The sequence below is a fragment of the Adlercreutzia equolifaciens DSM 19450 genome (genome assembly GCF_000478885.1).
GTDB classification, from domain to species: domain Bacteria; phylum Actinomycetota; class Coriobacteriia; order Coriobacteriales; family Eggerthellaceae; genus Adlercreutzia; species Adlercreutzia equolifaciens.
In genome coordinates this window covers 2,663,825-2,678,525 of record NC_022567.1, presented here as the reverse complement: position 1 = coordinate 2,678,525, position 14,701 = coordinate 2,663,825, and the positions used below count along the sequence as shown (strand labels likewise).

General features: G+C 60.8%; 16 protein-coding genes. 10 read left to right on the top strand and 6 right to left on the bottom strand.

Annotated elements, in window-relative coordinates; translation table 11 throughout:
- Positions 1-18: 18 nt before the first annotated feature.
- The 3 genes from AEQU_RS10865 (at position 19) to AEQU_RS10855 (ending at position 2,931) form a co-directional block, all read left to right on the top strand.
- Positions 19-888, top strand: coding sequence for a GH25 family lysozyme (locus tag AEQU_RS10865; protein WP_084280735.1), 870 nt, complete (start codon positions 19-21; stop codon positions 886-888).
- A gap of 9 nt (positions 889-897) precedes the next feature.
- A complete protein-coding gene (locus AEQU_RS10860; protein WP_022741518.1) occupies positions 898-1,959 on the top strand; it encodes a nucleoid-associated protein in 1,062 nt (353 codons plus the stop codon).
- Positions 1,960-2,073: 114 nt separating this feature from the next.
- Complete coding sequence (locus tag AEQU_RS10855) at positions 2,074-2,931, top strand: pyridoxamine kinase (protein ID WP_022741516.1); 858 nt, start codon at positions 2,074-2,076, stop codon at positions 2,929-2,931.
- 170 nt (positions 2,932-3,101) lie between these two features.
- Here AEQU_RS10855 and AEQU_RS10850 read toward each other — a convergent pair whose 3' ends face one another.
- The 3 genes from AEQU_RS10850 to AEQU_RS12385 form a co-directional block, all read right to left on the bottom strand.
- Complete coding sequence (locus tag AEQU_RS10850; protein ID WP_022741512.1) at positions 3,102-3,470, bottom strand: HigA family addiction module antitoxin; 369 nt, start codon at positions 3,468-3,470, stop codon at positions 3,102-3,104.
- Complete coding sequence (locus AEQU_RS10845; protein ID WP_022741509.1) at positions 3,445-3,726, bottom strand: type II toxin-antitoxin system RelE/ParE family toxin; 282 nt, start codon at positions 3,724-3,726, stop codon at positions 3,445-3,447. Before AEQU_RS10845 ends, AEQU_RS10850 begins: the two co-directional genes overlap by 26 nt.
- 565 nt (positions 3,727-4,291) lie before the next feature.
- Positions 4,292-4,831, bottom strand: coding sequence for a winged helix-turn-helix transcriptional regulator (locus AEQU_RS12385; protein ID WP_022741502.1), 540 nt, complete (start codon positions 4,829-4,831; stop codon positions 4,292-4,294).
- A gap of 127 nt (positions 4,832-4,958) precedes the next feature.
- Here AEQU_RS12385 and AEQU_RS10835 point away from each other — a divergent pair, with 127 nt between their 5' ends.
- The 5 genes from AEQU_RS10835 to AEQU_RS10815 all read left to right on the top strand — a co-directional run bounded on the left by AEQU_RS10835 (position 4,959) and on the right by AEQU_RS10815 (position 9,865).
- Entirely contained in the window at positions 4,959-5,360 is a 402-nt protein-coding gene (locus AEQU_RS10835; protein ID WP_022741498.1) for a pyridoxamine 5'-phosphate oxidase family protein, read from the top strand.
- Positions 5,361-5,497: 137 nt separating this feature from the next.
- A complete protein-coding gene (locus tag AEQU_RS10830) occupies positions 5,498-6,052 on the top strand; it encodes a flavin reductase family protein (protein WP_022741495.1) in 555 nt (184 codons plus the stop codon).
- 151 nt (positions 6,053-6,203) lie between these two features.
- Positions 6,204-7,724 carry an ATP-binding protein gene (locus tag AEQU_RS10825; protein ID WP_022741492.1) on the top strand — a complete coding sequence of 507 codons (1,521 nt, stop codon included), beginning with the start codon at positions 6,204-6,206 and terminating at the stop codon, positions 7,722-7,724.
- A complete protein-coding gene (locus AEQU_RS10820; protein WP_022741488.1) occupies positions 7,711-8,454 on the top strand; it encodes a response regulator transcription factor in 744 nt (247 codons plus the stop codon). Before AEQU_RS10825 ends, AEQU_RS10820 begins: the two co-directional genes overlap by 14 nt.
- Before the next feature lie 151 nt (positions 8,455-8,605).
- Positions 8,606-9,865 (top strand): ammonia-forming cytochrome c nitrite reductase subunit c552, encoded by a 1,260-nt coding sequence (locus AEQU_RS10815; protein WP_022741485.1) that lies wholly within the window; start codon positions 8,606-8,608, stop codon positions 9,863-9,865.
- Between the two features lie 141 nt (positions 9,866-10,006).
- Here AEQU_RS10815 and AEQU_RS10810 read toward each other — a convergent pair whose 3' ends face one another.
- The 3 genes from AEQU_RS10810 to AEQU_RS10800 are packed head-to-tail and all read right to left on the bottom strand — an operon-like array spanning position 10,007 to position 12,961.
- Positions 10,007-11,176, bottom strand: coding sequence for an ABC transporter substrate-binding protein (locus AEQU_RS10810; protein ID WP_022741482.1), 1,170 nt, complete (start codon positions 11,174-11,176; stop codon positions 10,007-10,009).
- A gap of 22 nt (positions 11,177-11,198) precedes the next feature.
- Positions 11,199-11,984, bottom strand: a complete 786-nt coding sequence (locus AEQU_RS10805) for an ABC transporter ATP-binding protein (RefSeq protein WP_022741479.1) — start codon at positions 11,982-11,984, stop codon at positions 11,199-11,201.
- Positions 11,981-12,961 (bottom strand): FecCD family ABC transporter permease, encoded by a 981-nt coding sequence (locus tag AEQU_RS10800; RefSeq protein ID WP_022741476.1) that lies wholly within the window; start codon positions 12,959-12,961, stop codon positions 11,981-11,983. The genes AEQU_RS10805 and AEQU_RS10800 overlap by 4 nt, the downstream gene beginning before the upstream one ends.
- 216 nt (positions 12,962-13,177) lie before the next feature.
- Here AEQU_RS10800 and AEQU_RS10795 point away from each other — a divergent pair, with 216 nt between their 5' ends.
- On the top strand, positions 13,178-14,041 hold the full coding sequence (locus tag AEQU_RS10795) for a DUF364 domain-containing protein (RefSeq protein ID WP_022741472.1): 864 nt from the start codon (positions 13,178-13,180) through the stop codon (positions 14,039-14,041).
- Positions 14,042-14,701, top strand: coding sequence for a hypothetical protein (locus tag AEQU_RS10790; protein WP_022741468.1), 660 nt, complete (start codon positions 14,042-14,044; stop codon positions 14,699-14,701). It abuts the gene before it with no gap.

Here is a 14,701-nt window from a genome sequence, read left to right as displayed (position 1 = left end):
TGCCGTACAATACTGCCCATGATATTGAATGGCCGCAACATAGATGGGCTGCGGGCGCCCCGGATCGCGACGCTGACGCGGCGACGCTTCGTGGCCGGTGCGGCGTGCGCAGTGGCGTGTGCGGCAGCGGGGCTGCTCGTCAGTTGCGGGTCGGCCTCTAAGTCGGCGGAGGTGGCCGCCATCGAGCCCTACGTGAGTCCCTACGATTGGTCCGGCCTCGTGCGCGACGGCGAGAAGCTGGCGTACTACGAAAACGATGAGATCTGTTCGCGCTGGGGCATCGATGTGTCGGAGCACCAGGGCAACGACATCGATTGGGCCGCCGTTGCCGACGCCGGCGTGCAGTTCGCTTTCGCCCGCATCGGCAACCGAGGTGCTACGGAAGGCGCGCTTTCCGCCGACGAGTTCTTCTTCCAGAACGCCATTCGCGCCGGGGAGGTGGGCATCCAGGTGAGCGCCTATTTCTTCTCCCAGGCGCTGACCGAAGACGAGGCTCGCGAGGAGGCCCAGTTCGCTCTGGACAACCTGCGCGAAACCGAGGCCTCTGGCGCCACCTTTGCCTACGTCGCCTACGACCACGAGCCCGTGGAAATCGAAGGCGCCCGGGCCAACAACCTCTCCAGCGAGCAGCTGACCGCCAATGCCAGCGCGTTCTGCGAGGTCATCGCCGCGGCCGACTATGCGCCCATGCTCTACGGAAACCAGCGCGACCTGCTGCGCCTCGCGCCCGAGCTGCGCGCCGCCTATCCGGTGTGGCTGGCCGAGTACGACGTGGAAGTCCCCACCGCTCCGCTCGACTTCTCCATTTGGCAGTACACCAACGCCGGCACGGTTCCCGGCATCCCCACCGACGTCGATTTGAATGTGTGGCTTGAGCCGCAGAAGTAAAGGAGTCCTGTGAACATCAACAACGCCATTCTGCATGTGTTCGATTTCGTGTCCTGCGTGAACGTGTTCGCGCAGGCGCCCATGGATCTCGGAAACAAGGCCGCCAAGCGCTACGTCACGTCCCAGGCCAAGCGTGCGCTGGGCAACCTGGACAGCAAGCGCGGCACCTTCGCAGAGAACAGCCTGTTCGCCGAGGAGTTGCGCGCCTATTTCCGCGGCGAGCGCGATTTCGTGGGGCTGTCCCAGCAGATCGGCGAGTTCATCGTCGGCGAGCTGTCGCGCATGGAGAAGACGCCCTCGACCGACCTGCTCGTCGTCGATTTCGAAGGCGACGCCGATCAGACGGTGCGCGAGATGACCGACGAGGAGGCTGAGGCCGCCTACAAGGCCCGCGGCCCGCGCTACTTCGCGATCATTCTGCTGGAGAGCCGCCAGGCCTACATGCACGAAGTGGGCAGCAACGACTTCGGCGACACCGCTACCACCATCGCGCGGCACCACGCCATTCTGCCGAACCCGTCTCAGAAGGTGGCGTCGTTCGCGCTCATCTCCGCCGACGACATGGCCGTGTGGTTCGTGGACAAGGAGCGCGAAATCGCTGGTGAGAAGCGCTGGATCATCCCCGACGGCCTTCTGCAGTGCTCCATGGAGGCCTCGAGTCGCGAAGTGCTGGAAGCGGTGACCACCGTGGTGGAAGAGGTCGCCGAGGAATTCGGCGCCAACACGGCGGTGGCGCTTTCGCGGGCGAAGGCCTACGTGGCCGTAAACGCCGAGGAGTCCGACGAGGTGGACGCCCGCGAGCTCGGCCGCGAGGTGTTCGCCGACCAGCCCCGCGTCGCCGAGCGCTTCGATCGGGCTGTGGAAGAGGGCGCCCTGCCCGAGCGCGTCGTGGTGGAGAAGGCCGTGGCCAAGCGGGTCACCAAGAGCCACAAGATTCGCACCGACACGGGCATTGAGCTCACCTTCCCGGCCGAATACGGCGAGAATTCCGATTTCATCGAGTTCTTCAGCACCCCGGACGGCCGCATCGAGATTGCCCTGAAGAACATCGGCGCCATCGAGAACCGCTAGGACGTCTATCGGAAAAACCGAGGGCCGTGCGCCTGCAAGAGGGCTAGAATGGTGAACGATTCAGCGAACGCCCCTTGCCGGCCCGCGCGGTCGGCCGATTTCGAAGGGAACCTTATGACGAACCTCTACGAACGCGAAGACGCCTACATCCCCCGCGTGGCCGCCATCCACGACTTGTGCGGCTACGGCAAGTGCTCGCTGGGCGTGGCCATCCCGGTGCTGTCCGCCGCCGGCTGCGACGTGTGCCCCGTGCCCACGGGCCTGTTCTCCAGCCACACCGCCTTCCCCGGCTGGTACATGCACGATACCACCGATATCCTGGGCGATTATCTGGCTGCCTGGACGGGTATCGGCGTGGAATTGGATGCGGTGTATTCCGGCTTCCTCGGTGCCCCCGAGCAGGTCGATATCATCAAGCAGGTGTGGGAGACCTACCCGAAGGCCCTGCGCGTAGTGGATCCGGTCATGGCCGATCACGGCAAGGTGTACCCCACCTACACGCCGGAGCTCGTGGAAGCCATGGGGACGCTGGCCAACGGCGCCGACATCTTGACGCCGAACCTCACCGAGGCGGCCATCATCTTGGGCCGCGAGTGGCAGGGCGCCGACGTGGACGAGCCCACGGTGCGCGAGATGATCCTGGAGCTGCGCGAGCGCGGCGCGAAGAACGTGGTGCTGAAGGGCATCGAACACGGCGACGGCCTCATCCACAACTACGTGTGGGGCGACGCCATCGACTTCACGGAAACCACCAACGCCAAGCTGCCCTACATGCTGCACGGCACGGGCGACGTGTTCGCAAGCACCCTGCTCGCCGCAGTGATGGCCGGACGCGACTTGGCCGAGGCGACGGCCTTCGCCGCCGACTTCACGGCCGACGCCATGCTCATCTCCGCCAAGCAGCCCAACTTCGAAGACCGCGGCGTCTCCTTCGAGCCTCTGCTCGGGAAGGTGACGGCGCTTCTGGGGTAAGTTTCCCTCGGGGTGAAACCCCACGGAATTCGCCCTCCGCAGAATGCGGCCTCGGCCGTTGGAAGATCCTGTAGGGGGCGACCTTGGTCGCCCCTCCTCAAGTGAGATCGGTTCCGGTGATTGTTCTACGCCTTCGGAACACCGTTCTTGATGGGGTCGGCCAGTCCGGCTTATGCGATGGCGGCTATCTCGATGGGCTCGATGGCCATGACCTCGTCCTCGTGCAGCGCCAGAGAGTCCCAGATGTCCACCTTCGACTGCATGTTCATCCAGAACTGGGGCGTTGTGCCGAACAGGCGTCCCAGGCGAAGGCACATCTCCGGGCTCAGGCCCCGCTTCTCGCGCACGATGTCGTTGACGGTCTGCCGCGATACGCCCAGCCGCTTCGCCAGCGTCGCCACCGTCAGTCCCAGCTCCGGCATATAATCCTCGCGCAAAAACTCGCCCGGGTGCACGGGCTCGCGCGACACCATAATCATGTCATCGTTCATAGCATCTCCCTCGCAAGCGGCCTCAATGGTAGTCGCATATCTCGACATCGTAGACTCCTTCGGGTTCGAACCTGAAGCAAATGCGCCATTGGTCGTTGATGGAAATCGAGAACTGGCCGGCGCGATCGCCCTTCAGGGCGTGCAGCCGGTTGCCCGGCGGAAGTCGAAGATCGGTCAGCAAGACCGCGTTGTCGACGTACTCCAGCTTTCGCAGCGCCCGGCGAACGATGTCGGCAGGAAGTCTTTTGCTCTGTCCCGTTTCGAACAGCGCCCGTGTGTCGGAATCGGCGAACGTCTTTATCATCTTCCACCTCCTCGCAATAGTGTAACATGTCGCGTGACACGTTACAAGAATGAGGGGTTTTCGGGTATCTTGCTGCGGGGCGTTCCGCTCTTGTGCGGTTGATATTCCTCTGATTACTTCCTGCTTGAAGCCGGCGCTCACGTCTGATTGGCATGACATAGAGGACTATTTCATCGCCCATTCGGCCTCTCGTGTCGGAGCTGACTATCTTGTTACGCGCGATAATGAGCTGGCGGCAAAGAGCCCGGTCAAAGCCATGACGGCCTCGGAAGTCTTGTGTTATCTGGAAAAGGAGCGCGGCCTTGTCTACGATGAGGTCACGCTTTCCCCGGATGAGTAGGGGGCGTGCTCCGATGCGGCTTTCATCGGATGCGGGCAAGACGGGGTGCCCCATTTGAATCTCTTCAATTTCCTTTTGGGCGAGGAGCTGCCGTAGACGATCAGTAACCTCGGATCTACACAACCTGAAAGTGCGGCCTGGCGCATCAGCGAGCATCCTAATTATTGAGGCAACTGCCCTCGATGGGCGCTGCGAATCGATTAGAATGTCATGCATTCCGAGAGGCTAGTCTTGCCCGAGGACCTCAGCGGCGGCGATGAAAGCCGCTTCGTCTACATGCGCCCGATACGGGTCGTTAATCTCAACTGCCCATACGGCATCTGTTGGAACGATGCGTGCTACTTCATTACCTTCTTCGTTTAAAGCAACGTAGGCATCGCCGTTGCGGCGTACGATGAGCACCTCGCCGGTATCGCAGCGCACCGAGCGTCGGTGCTCGCGCAATTGCGCATACTGAGAGCCCCACTCCACCATTGAGAACAGCACCGGTCTCAGGCTTTGACCCAAATCGGTAAGGGTGTACTCTACGCGCGGAGGCACTTCGGCAAAGGTCTCGCGGGTGAGCAGTCCGTTCTCCTCCATGGTTCGCAAGTTCTGTGTGAGTACCTTGGTCGATACGCCGCCGAGCGCCTTGCGAATCTGCCCGAAGCGTCGCGTCCCGTAGATAAGTTCCCGCAAAATAAGCACCACCCAGCGGCTGCTGATGAGCGAAAGAGTCACTTCAACGGGGCACCGAGGAAGAGAATAGGTGGAAGATGCTGCCATTTAACTCTCCTTACCTTAATAGATTCAAAATGAAACTATATTACAAAGATGTTCCTACTTTCCATAAGGATGTAACTCATTATATAGTTTTCCCGGTAGATCGCAACCGAGAGAAAGAGAGCGAGCCATGCAAGAAATCGTCGAGTTCTTTACCGCAAACCCCGTCCAGTATCTGGCCACGGTTGGTGCCGATGGGAAGGCGAAGTGCCGCCCCTTCATGTTCTTGATGGAGCGTGGAGGAAAGCTGTGGTTCGGTACCAGCAATCAGAAGACCGTGTTTGCCGAGATGCAGGAGAATCCGTACGTTGAAGTGTGCACGTCTGCTCCCGACTTTCAGTGGATCCGCTTGGGAGGGAAAGCGGTGTTCGAAGACAATCGTGCTGTGAAGGAGGCCTGCATGAATATCCCTCTGCTGAAAGACCAGTACCAGACGGCGGACAATCCCATTTTCGAAGTGTTTTACCTGACTGATGGCGAGGCGACCATTGCTGATATGACCGGCAATGCGCCTACGGTGGTAAAGCTGTAGACTGTTTTATCGAGAGAAGACATCGGACTGGCTTTCGCTCGGCCTTCCCTCTCCGCGAAAGTCAGTCCAATGCATAGACGCAATGTATGAGAAGCCGGCGTCATTGAAGGCGCCGATTCGTATGAGAAGAGATCTCTATGGACGTCACTACTTTTGCCGTGAACCAGTTCATTCCGCATCCCATGATGCTCTTTGCTGCGGGCACCTACAGCGAGAACGAGTCGCCTCATCTTGCCCTTGTCAGCTGGGTGAACTTCTATTGGGACGATGGGCTCGGGGTTGTGCTATGTATGGATGGCGACAAGACGGTAAAACGGAACTTCGAACGTGAAGGCGTGATGGTTCTCAATGCGTTGTCTCGCGATATGTTCGATGAGGCGGAGGCTCTCGGTCGCGCTTCAGGAAGGGAAAAGGACAAGGTTATCGCCCGCTTTGCCTTGGAGCCTGCCAAACACGTGCACGCTCCTCAACTATGCGAGAGTCCCTTGCGCTACGAAATCAGCTTGCGGAAGAACCTTTCCTTCGAGGGTGGCAATCTCTACTTATGCGCTATAGATGGCGTCTCGACGGTCGATGCCTCTATTCAGAACGCCGGCGTCTCGTATGATATCGTCGCTGCAAATCCGCTTCTAGCATCCCAAAAGAGTTATTGCTGTGTAGGCGCGCAAAATGTGCTTGGCGCATGGTGCTAGACCCTGGCATCTTGCGACAACCCTGCCGATTTCCGGCTGGCGACTTCGGCCCTATGCTCGACTATTGCGATTTTGCAACCGTTGCCAGGGCGCAACGCGAAGACCGAATCGCTACAATGGAATGGTGGTCAGTCCATGAGAGGGGGTTGGGTTGGAGCGGCGCCGCCTTGCGAAGAAGTTCTTTCTGCTTGCCGGTGTGGTAAGCGTACTTGTATTGTGCGTGTACCTTGCCTGGTCCTACCACGCCCAAAGCGTTGAGAACGAGCGGCGCGCTCTCGCTGAAGCCCGTGTGCTATCGGCTGAGATCGGGGCTGCCTGGGACTATATCGATGCCGTCCAGCCGCAGATCAATCGCGCGACGGGCGAAACCTCGGGGGTCTATTGCGCAGTGGCGGCCAAGGATATCGCCAAGCGTTTCTCTGCAGGATCTGCCTATTCGATTCGCTATATTCGCGAAAGCCCCCGTAACACCGAAGATGCCCCTGATAGCTTCGAGCGCAAGGCGCTTGCCGTCTTCGAGGAGGGCGTCGTTGAAGAGTACTACGGGCTTGAGCATCAAGGAGATAGCTCGGTCTTCCGCTATGTGGGCCTGCTTGAAGTGGAGGAGGGATGTCTGCCGTGCCATGGCGATCCGGCGGGCGAGGAGGACGTTACAGGTTATGCGAAAGAGGGCATGACCGAGGGAGATGTGGCCGGCGCGGTATCCATTGTCATGCCCATGGATTCCATTATTGCCGACGCAAAGGCCGACCTGGCCAGTACCGTGGTGTTTTTCTGCGTGCTCATGGGATCGGTTACGTTGATTCTTGCCTTGGGCCTGCGTACCTGGATTACCGCCCCCATTGTTGATGAGAACAAGAAGCTGCGTCATGAGGCCGAGGACCAATCGAACTTCCTTACCATTATCACCCACGAGCTGAAAACGCCGCTGTCGTCCATCCTTGCTTTCACGGAGTTGTGGAAAGAGCGCGTGCCCGACGACTCGCCGGAAAGTCGCGTGTTAGTGAATGAGGTGGAAACGAACGCTCGTGTGTTGTTGGCGATGATCGACAACGTGCTGGATGCGGCCAAGCTGGAGGCGGGCACGCTCAGTCTCGCCCAAGACGAGTTCGATGTGTACGACTTGGCCAGTCAGGTGAGAGCCACCATGGGACCGCTGGCTAAGAAGAAGGGCGTATCGCTTAAGGTGACGGTGCGTCCTGATACGCCGCTGCTTTTAGGCGATGAGGAGGTGCTGCGTCGCATCGTCGTGAATTTGGTGAACAATGCGCTGCGGTTCACCGAGTCGGGTGGTTGGGTTGAGTTACGGCTCGCCTATCGGGAAGGACGGTTCGTCGTTTGCGTGCGCGACAACGGCTGCGGCATTCCCGCCGAGCAGCTCGATCACGTCTTCGATCGCTTCGTAAGCGCCCCCCATTCGGAAACAACGAGCGAGGGGGGTACGGGCCTCGGTCTGTCTATCGTGCGCAATTTCTCTGCCATGATGGGCGGCGACGTCTCTGTGAAGAGCGCAGAAGGGAAGGGCAGTTGCTTTACTGTTGAGCTGCCCTTGCCGGCCATTCCTGATGAAATCGAAGATATCGAAGACATCGACGGCGGGGAGAGTTTGCTCTCGGAGTCGTCCGTTGATTCGTTGTCTTTCCGTGAAGGGGGAAATCATGAGTCGTCGTGATGCGCTGATCCTCATTGCTGATGACGATAGCAGCTCGAGCAGCGCTATTGAGAAGATGCTTGCCAAGGACGGCCATCGCTGCTTACGTGCGACGAATGGTCAGGAGGCGCTGCGTCTGTTTCGAGATAGTCAGCCTGATTTGATTATCCTCGACGTGATGATGCCAGTGCTCGATGGCTTTCAGGTGTGCGAGCGCATCCGCGAGCACGATCGCATTACTCCGGTGCTCTTTCTCACGGCTAAGGGCGACATTGTGGATAAGCGCATCGGCTACGGCATTGGCGGGGACGATTACCTGGTAAAGCCCTTCAGTGGAGAAGAGCTGCGACTGCGGGTGGGAGCGCTTTTGCGTCGCGCGCAAATTGCGGCGGAAGCCGTGACATCCGCGCCTCAGCGCGAGTTGTACCGAGTGGGAGACTTGGAAGTGAACGTGCGCACCGGAAATGTGCGCCTGGCGGGCAAGCGGATCGAGCTTACCCCTAAGGAATCGCGGATCATGGCCGTACTGGCATCGCATCCGGGCGAGGTGTACAGCAAGCGTGACCTTATCGAGGAGATTTGGGGTGAGGAGTACCTAGACTCGGCTATTGCTATTTCTGTATATATACGACGCATTCGAGCCAAATTGGAACCAGACCCGAGTGAGCCGCGCTACGTACAGACAGTATGGCATTGCGGTTACCGGCTGACCGACGAAGGGGGCGAGGAGCGAGACGAGTTTGAGGAGTAGCTGCGTCGATGGCTTGCGCAAAGGTTGCGATAGGGAGAGGAAGACCGTTGCGAAAGCGCAATAGTGTCCGTCTGCGATCGGATCTCCTCTAACATGGCCCCAGAAGGTTGGAAGGTTGCATCGTTCGAATGACCGATGAGAGGAGGAAGCGATGAAAACCATGAAACCGAGAAAGATCGCCCTTGCCGGTACGGTGGTGGCGGCCGTAGCGCTGGTCGGCTGTCTTGGCTGTGCGGCCCAGACTCAGACGGCGGATACAGGCGCTGCTCAGGAACCGGTTCAGCAAGAGCAGCCAGGGCAAGAAACTGCTGCTCCCGAGAAGGTGGCCAAAAAGACGCTTGCCGAATGGGTAGCCGCTTATCCCAATGAGGGAAACACCTACATGGAAGCGAAGATGTCTCACACCTATGACGCCTTTGCGGGGGCGAGCCAGCAGGCTTTTGGAGGAGAGGACGCGGCAGTGGCTTGCGCCGCTTGCCATGCCCGCGAAGACTTCCAAACTATTTATAACGAACAGGGCGCGGTGATTCTTGACAAAAACGCCTCTGACTACGAGATGGAATGGTCCAATTGCACCAATTGCCATGTAGGTGATCCTGGCGAAGGCAACGTAGAGGGCGGCAACGCCTACGGCGACGCTACTTCCACGAGCGCTAAGGCACTGTTCCCTGCTGAGGACTATGTATGCGGCCAGTGCCACGCCATGTTCCCGGGTGCGGCCTATCTTGAGGACGCGAACAAAGGGATCGACCAATACAAGTATGGCTTCGAGCCCGAAGAGATGCTTCGTGCCATGAAGGAGTACTACGAGGCGAATCCTGTCACTGAAACAACGATCTGCGCCGGCATGGTAGGGGTCCCCATGCTTGATCCCGAGATTGATACGGTGCTATATCTAACGGATGCCTGTACCGAAGTGGAGCTCTTCCAAGACAGCAACCACCAGAAGATGGGCCTCACTTGCACGGATTGCCATATGCCTCAGATCGAGGCCTCTGGCGGCACCACCTATACATATCACAACATGACGCAATCGCCGCTCGAGAACCCGGCGGCGCTGGAAAAGTGTCTCACGTGCCACAAGAGCCAGGGTATTGAAGATGCTGACGCCATGGTTGCGTTCGTCAAGGGAAAGATGGACGAGCTCGCGCAGATCCAGCAGGCTACTAAGACCAAGCTGGATGAGTTCCATGCCAAGCTGGCCGACGCTGTGGCCGCTGGCAATGCCGATGAGGCGAAGCTGCAGGCTGCCAAGGATGCCTACAACCTCGCTAACGTGTATTTCCTGTATCAGGGTACTGCGATGCGTCCCACTGACGGTTCCATGGCTGCCATGAGCTTCAGCAAGAGCGTCGAGCAGCTCCAGAAGGCTGACGATGCCATTGCCGAGGGGATGTCGCAGATTGCTTAACCTTCGCTAGAGGCGGTCGAGCGTCGAGCGTCGAGCGCATTGCCGATGCCTGTTCATCCAGCACATCACGTGCGCAATACCATGAGGGGTCCCGAGCTCACGCGGCTCGGAACCCCTCAACGTGGCAGCGAGTTGAGCTCCTTACGCCTTCGGGACGGCGTTCTTGATGAGGTCGGCGAGCTCGGTGTCGGACAGGTCGTAGTTGTACATCGTGGAGTAGTACGCGCGGGTCGCGTCCTCGATGGAGTCGTCGAAGGCGTCAGGGTACAGCAGGCGCGGCAGCCACTGCAGGCCCATGAGCTGGTTCACCGTCGGCGGGTTGTTCAGCCAGCAGTAGGGCACGTTGGGCACCTGGTAGTAGTTGCCGGAGTCGATGGCGGCAATGCCGGCCCACGCCGGGTCGTCGCCCACGGTGTCGTAAATGCTGCCCGTCTGGAACACGATGAGGTCGGGATTCCACAGTGCGATTTGCTCGAGGCTGATCTCGTTGCCGTTGCCTTTGCCGGACACGTCGTCGACCACGACGACGTTGTCAGCCACCATGTCCACCACGGCCGCCTGGAACGAAGTCTTGGCGATGGCGTTCAGGCCATTGTCGCCCAGCAGGTAGGCCATGCGCACGCGCTCGTTCTCGGGGATGTTCTCCATGGTGGTGACGGTCTTGTTGTACACGTCCGTGCAGTAGGTGGACAGCTCGCTGCCGCGCTCTTCCATGCTCAGGAGCTCGCCCAGGCGCTCGTAGGCCGCGCCGTAATCGGACAGCTTCGCCTCGATGAAGATGACCGGAATGCCCAGCTGCTCCTGAAGCGCGTCCAAATCCTCCTTGGCGCCCTTCTTCGCCTCGCCGGTGTCGATGATGACCTGGGGCGCGGCGCCGGCCACGGCCTCGCGGTTCAGGTCGTCCTTGGCGCCGAGCACCGCGCCGAACACCGGGTAGTCGGCGAACTTCTCACCGAAGATCTTCAGCTGGTCGTCGTTGAGCTCTTGGGCCAGGCCCACCATCTTGTCGGGAGCCATGGTGAGCAGCACCTGCTGGGCGGTGAAGCCCGACGGGCAAATCTTGTCGATCTGCGCGGGCAGCTCCACGGTGCGTCCGAGGTCGTCGGTGAAGGTGATGGTGCCGCTTTCGGCCTCGGCAGCGGCCTCGGCGTCGGCGTTCGCCTCCTGCTCGGTGGCCGGTGCGGCGGGCTCGCCGGTGCTGTCGCCCTCGTTGCCGGCGCATCCGGCCAGACCCAGCGCCAGACAGGCAGACAGGGCGAACGCCCCGGCCAGAGCCGCGATGCGGCGTTTGTTCCTCGTAGGTTTCAACATGCAGTTTTCCTTTCCTCCCAAGTCAGGAACGTTCTATCTCGCGAACGGGCACGCAGACGCGCACCTTGTCGCCATAAAGGGAATTGACCTCCACCTCGATGTCGTACAGCTCGCTGATGAGCTCGGAGGTGATGACATCGTGGGGGTTGCCGAATGCCTTAAGTCCGCCTTTGGAAAGCACCATGGTGGCATCGGAATAGAGGAAGGCGTGATCGGGGTTGTGGGTCGATTGCACGATGGAGAGCCCCTCGCGGGCGAGTTGCCGCACGCAGGAGAGCACGCGCATGGTGTTGCCGTAATCGAGCGCGCTTGTGGGCTCGTCCATGATGATGGTGCGCGCGTTCTGGGCCAGCGCCCGGGCAATGAGCACGAGCTGCTGCTCGCCGCCGGAGATTTGCGTATAGGTGCGATGGGCCAAGTGCTCGATGCCGATGCGGGCCAGCGCCTCGTGGGCACGCTGCAGCTGGGCTTCCCCGGGCGTGGCGAGCATCTTCAGATCGTTGCCCGTGGCCATGAGCACCACGTCGACCACTTCGTAGTCGTACACCGGTGCGTGCGACTGGGGAATGTAGGAGATCTCGCGGGCGCGCTCGCGCACTGAAAGCGTACGCAGATCCTTCCCGTTCACCAGAATCGTGCCGCTATAGTGCGGGGAGAGCCCCAAGATGCAGCGGAACAGGGTGGACTTGCCCACGCCGTTGGGCCCGAGCACGTTCACGAGGCATCCGTCGGGAATGGAGAACGAGAGGTCGTGCAGAATCTCGCGGTTTCCGTAGGAGAAGCTCAAGTGCGCTACGTCGATGCTCATAGCTTCTTCTTCCGCGTGATGAGGTACAGAAAGAACGGCGCGCCCACGAAAGCGGTGAGAATGCCGATGGGGATTTCGGCGGTGGTGGCAAGGCGGGCGACGTCGTCCACGATGAGCAGGAAGCTGGCGCCCATGAGCATGGACGCGGGGATGAGGCGGCGATAGTCGGCGCCGACGAGCATGCGGCACAGATGCGGAATGACGAGGCCCACCCAGCCGATCATGCCCGTGACGCAGACGCTCGCGGCGGTGACGAGCGTGGCGGCGACGATGACGACGATGCGGGTGCGCCGAGCGTTCACGCCCATGGTGGCGGCCTCGTCGTCGCCCATGGTGAGGATGTTGATGCGCCAGCGCAGGGCGAACAGCGTGGCGCAACCGACGAGCATGATGGGGAACACCATGGCGATGTCGCGCATGTTCGCGCCGGTGAGCGATCCCATGAGCCAGTAGGTGATGTCGGCGAGCTCATCGGTGGGGTCGGCCACCAGTTTGGCGTAGGAGACGCCGGCTTGGAACAGCGACGACACCATGACGCCGGCGAGCACGACCACCATCATGTGGTTGCCGCGGGCCCGCGAACTGATAAGCAGCACCAAGAGCACGGTGAACAGGGAGAACCCGAACGCGAAGAGGGACGTCGTGAAGGAGCTCACGCCCAGAAGAATGGCGACGGCCGCGCCGAATGCGGCGCCCTGGCTTGCGCCCAAAATGTCGGGGGAGACGAGCGGATTTTGGAAGGTGCCCTGGTAGGCGGCGCCGGCGCAGGCCAGGCAGCATCCCACCATGAGGGCCAGCAGAATGCGCGGCAGCCGTACGTTGAAGAAGAGCGTCGCCTGCTGCTCGGTCCAGATGGGATCAACCGGAACGATCTTGCTGACGAGCATGGCCACGGCTTGGGCCGGGTCAATGGGGTAGCGGCCCAGCAAAAGGGAGATCGCGGCGGCGCCAACGAGGATGAGGGCAAGGGCCAGCACGACAAATCGGGCCCTCCGGGAGGCGGTCGAATGAAGCGTGGATTTTGCAGTGCTCGTTTGCATGGTATCTATTATATTCTCACTCATGAATGATTTACAAGAGAGAATTATTCATAGAGTAAAATGATTTACAAGAGAGAACAATTCGGTAGGATGAGTACTGAGCAAAAGCGCCCGGAATGTCGGGTCGCCATCATCTGAGAAAGGACTAAAGCCATGGGTTGCGCCGAGAAAGACTGCTGCACGAAGGGGGCTGCGACGGGGGCCATTGCATTCCCGGGCACAAACGAGCCGAATACGCCCTGGAAGCTGTACAACCACCTGATCGCCGGCGTTCCCGAGGACGTCGTGGTGCGCGACTATTGTCTGGGCACCCACTGGTCCTATGTGGAAGCCGACAGTGGCATGGGGGTGAGCTTCACCACCACCGGCGGCGCGCGTCGTGGCTACGCGGGCGACCTGCGCGGGATGTCCCTGCGCGAGGTGGCGGAGCTTTCCAAATCGTGGTGCTTCGAGGAGGCGAGCCTGGGCGTGGCGGCGCTGAACGCCTGGTACTCGCAGCGGGCGCTGCTGGACCCATTGGGGTGCACCTACGATGCGGCGGTGGAGGTGCCCGATGGCACCATCCGGAAGATGGACGCTTTCGAAATGTATCGCCCGCAGATCAGCGCTGCCGGCGGAGACGCGCGCGTGGTTGTCGTGGGGCACTTTCCCCACGTGGAGCGCATTGAGGAATATGCGCGCCTGACGGTGCTCGAGCGCAAGTGCTCCCAGGCGGGTGACGTGCCCGATCCGGCTTGCGAGTACGTCATCCCCGGCGCCGACTACCTGTTCATGACCGGCGTGACCCTCATCAACAAGACGGCCCCGCGTCTGTTGGATTTGGCCGCGAACGCCACGACGGTGCTCGTCGGGCCAAGCGTGATCATGGCGCCGTTCCTATTCCGTTGGGGCGTGGATATGCTGGCCGGTAGCGTGGTCGCCGACCCCGACAAGGCCCGTTTCGCTGTGAAGAACGGTGCTGGCCAGTTCTTCGGTGAGGCCCTCACGATGGCCGCCCTGCGCAACCCGGAGGCATAGGTGCTGTTTCTTCTCACGGGCGAGGTGCAAATAGGGAAGACGCGCTGGCTGGAATCGCTGGTGACGGAGCTGGGCGCTTTCGGGGTGCCCTGCGCTGGCGTGCTGGCACCGGGCCAATGGGTGCCTTCGATGGGGCCGCGTGCCGATGCGAACGGCTTCGAGAAGCTGGGCATCGACAACGTTCTTCTGCCCGGGGGCGAGCGTATCCCCTTCGCCCGGCGCGGCGACTTGGCCCGGGCCGACGGTACCTTCAACGAAGAGAGCCAGGCGGCGAAGGCAGAGTTGGCCTGGCATATCGACGATGCCGCTATCGCCCGCGTGAACGCCCACTTCGATGAACTCGCGGTTGCGTCCTCGTGTCATCCTGAGCGGAGCGCCGAAGGCGCGGAGTCGAAGGATGCCTCCCGCGCCCCCGGTCTCCTTATCGTGGACGAGCTGGGCCGCTTGGAAATCTGGCGTGGTGGCGGCCTTACCTCGGCCATGGCCCTGCTTGCCCAGGGCCCGACGGCCGTCTTCCCCCATGCGCTGGCCGTCGTGCGCGACTACCTCCTCGACGATGCCGAGATCCTCCTCGCCGAAGCATGGCCCGACCACTGCCGCATTTCTCCCGATGATACAGGTCGAGCCGTTATCCTGTCCGCCTGTGAGTTTGGGGCGTAA

Bases quoted from the DNA above. Each gene is read 5' to 3' on its own strand.
- AEQU_RS12385 (WP_022741502.1), bottom strand. From the start codon at position 4,831: ATGGCAGCATCTTCCACCTATTCTCTTCCTCGGTGCCCCGTTGAAGTG.
- AEQU_RS10805 (WP_022741479.1), bottom strand. From the start codon at position 11,984: ATGAGCATCGACGTAGCGCACTTGAGCTTCTCCTACGGAAACCGCGAG.
- AEQU_RS10855 (WP_022741516.1), top strand. From the start codon at position 2,074: ATGACGAACCTCTACGAACGCGAAGACGCCTACATCCCCCGCGTGGCC.
- AEQU_RS10830 (WP_022741495.1), top strand. From the start codon at position 5,498: ATGGACGTCACTACTTTTGCCGTGAACCAGTTCATTCCGCATCCCATG.
- AEQU_RS10820 (WP_022741488.1), top strand. From the start codon at position 7,711: ATGAGTCGTCGTGATGCGCTGATCCTCATTGCTGATGACGATAGCAGC.
- AEQU_RS10810 (WP_022741482.1), bottom strand. From the start codon at position 11,176: ATGTTGAAACCTACGAGGAACAAACGCCGCATCGCGGCTCTGGCCGGG.
- AEQU_RS10850 (WP_022741512.1), bottom strand. From the start codon at position 3,470: ATGTCGAGATATGCGACTACCATTGAGGCCGCTTGCGAGGGAGATGCT.
- AEQU_RS10865 (WP_084280735.1), top strand. From the start codon at position 19: ATGATATTGAATGGCCGCAACATAGATGGGCTGCGGGCGCCCCGGATC.
- AEQU_RS10795 (WP_022741472.1), top strand. From the start codon at position 13,178: ATGGGTTGCGCCGAGAAAGACTGCTGCACGAAGGGGGCTGCGACGGGG.
- AEQU_RS10845 (WP_022741509.1), bottom strand. From the start codon at position 3,726: ATGATAAAGACGTTCGCCGATTCCGACACACGGGCGCTGTTCGAAACG.
- AEQU_RS10835 (WP_022741498.1), top strand. From the start codon at position 4,959: ATGCAAGAAATCGTCGAGTTCTTTACCGCAAACCCCGTCCAGTATCTG.
- AEQU_RS10815 (WP_022741485.1), top strand. From the start codon at position 8,606: ATGAAAACCATGAAACCGAGAAAGATCGCCCTTGCCGGTACGGTGGTG.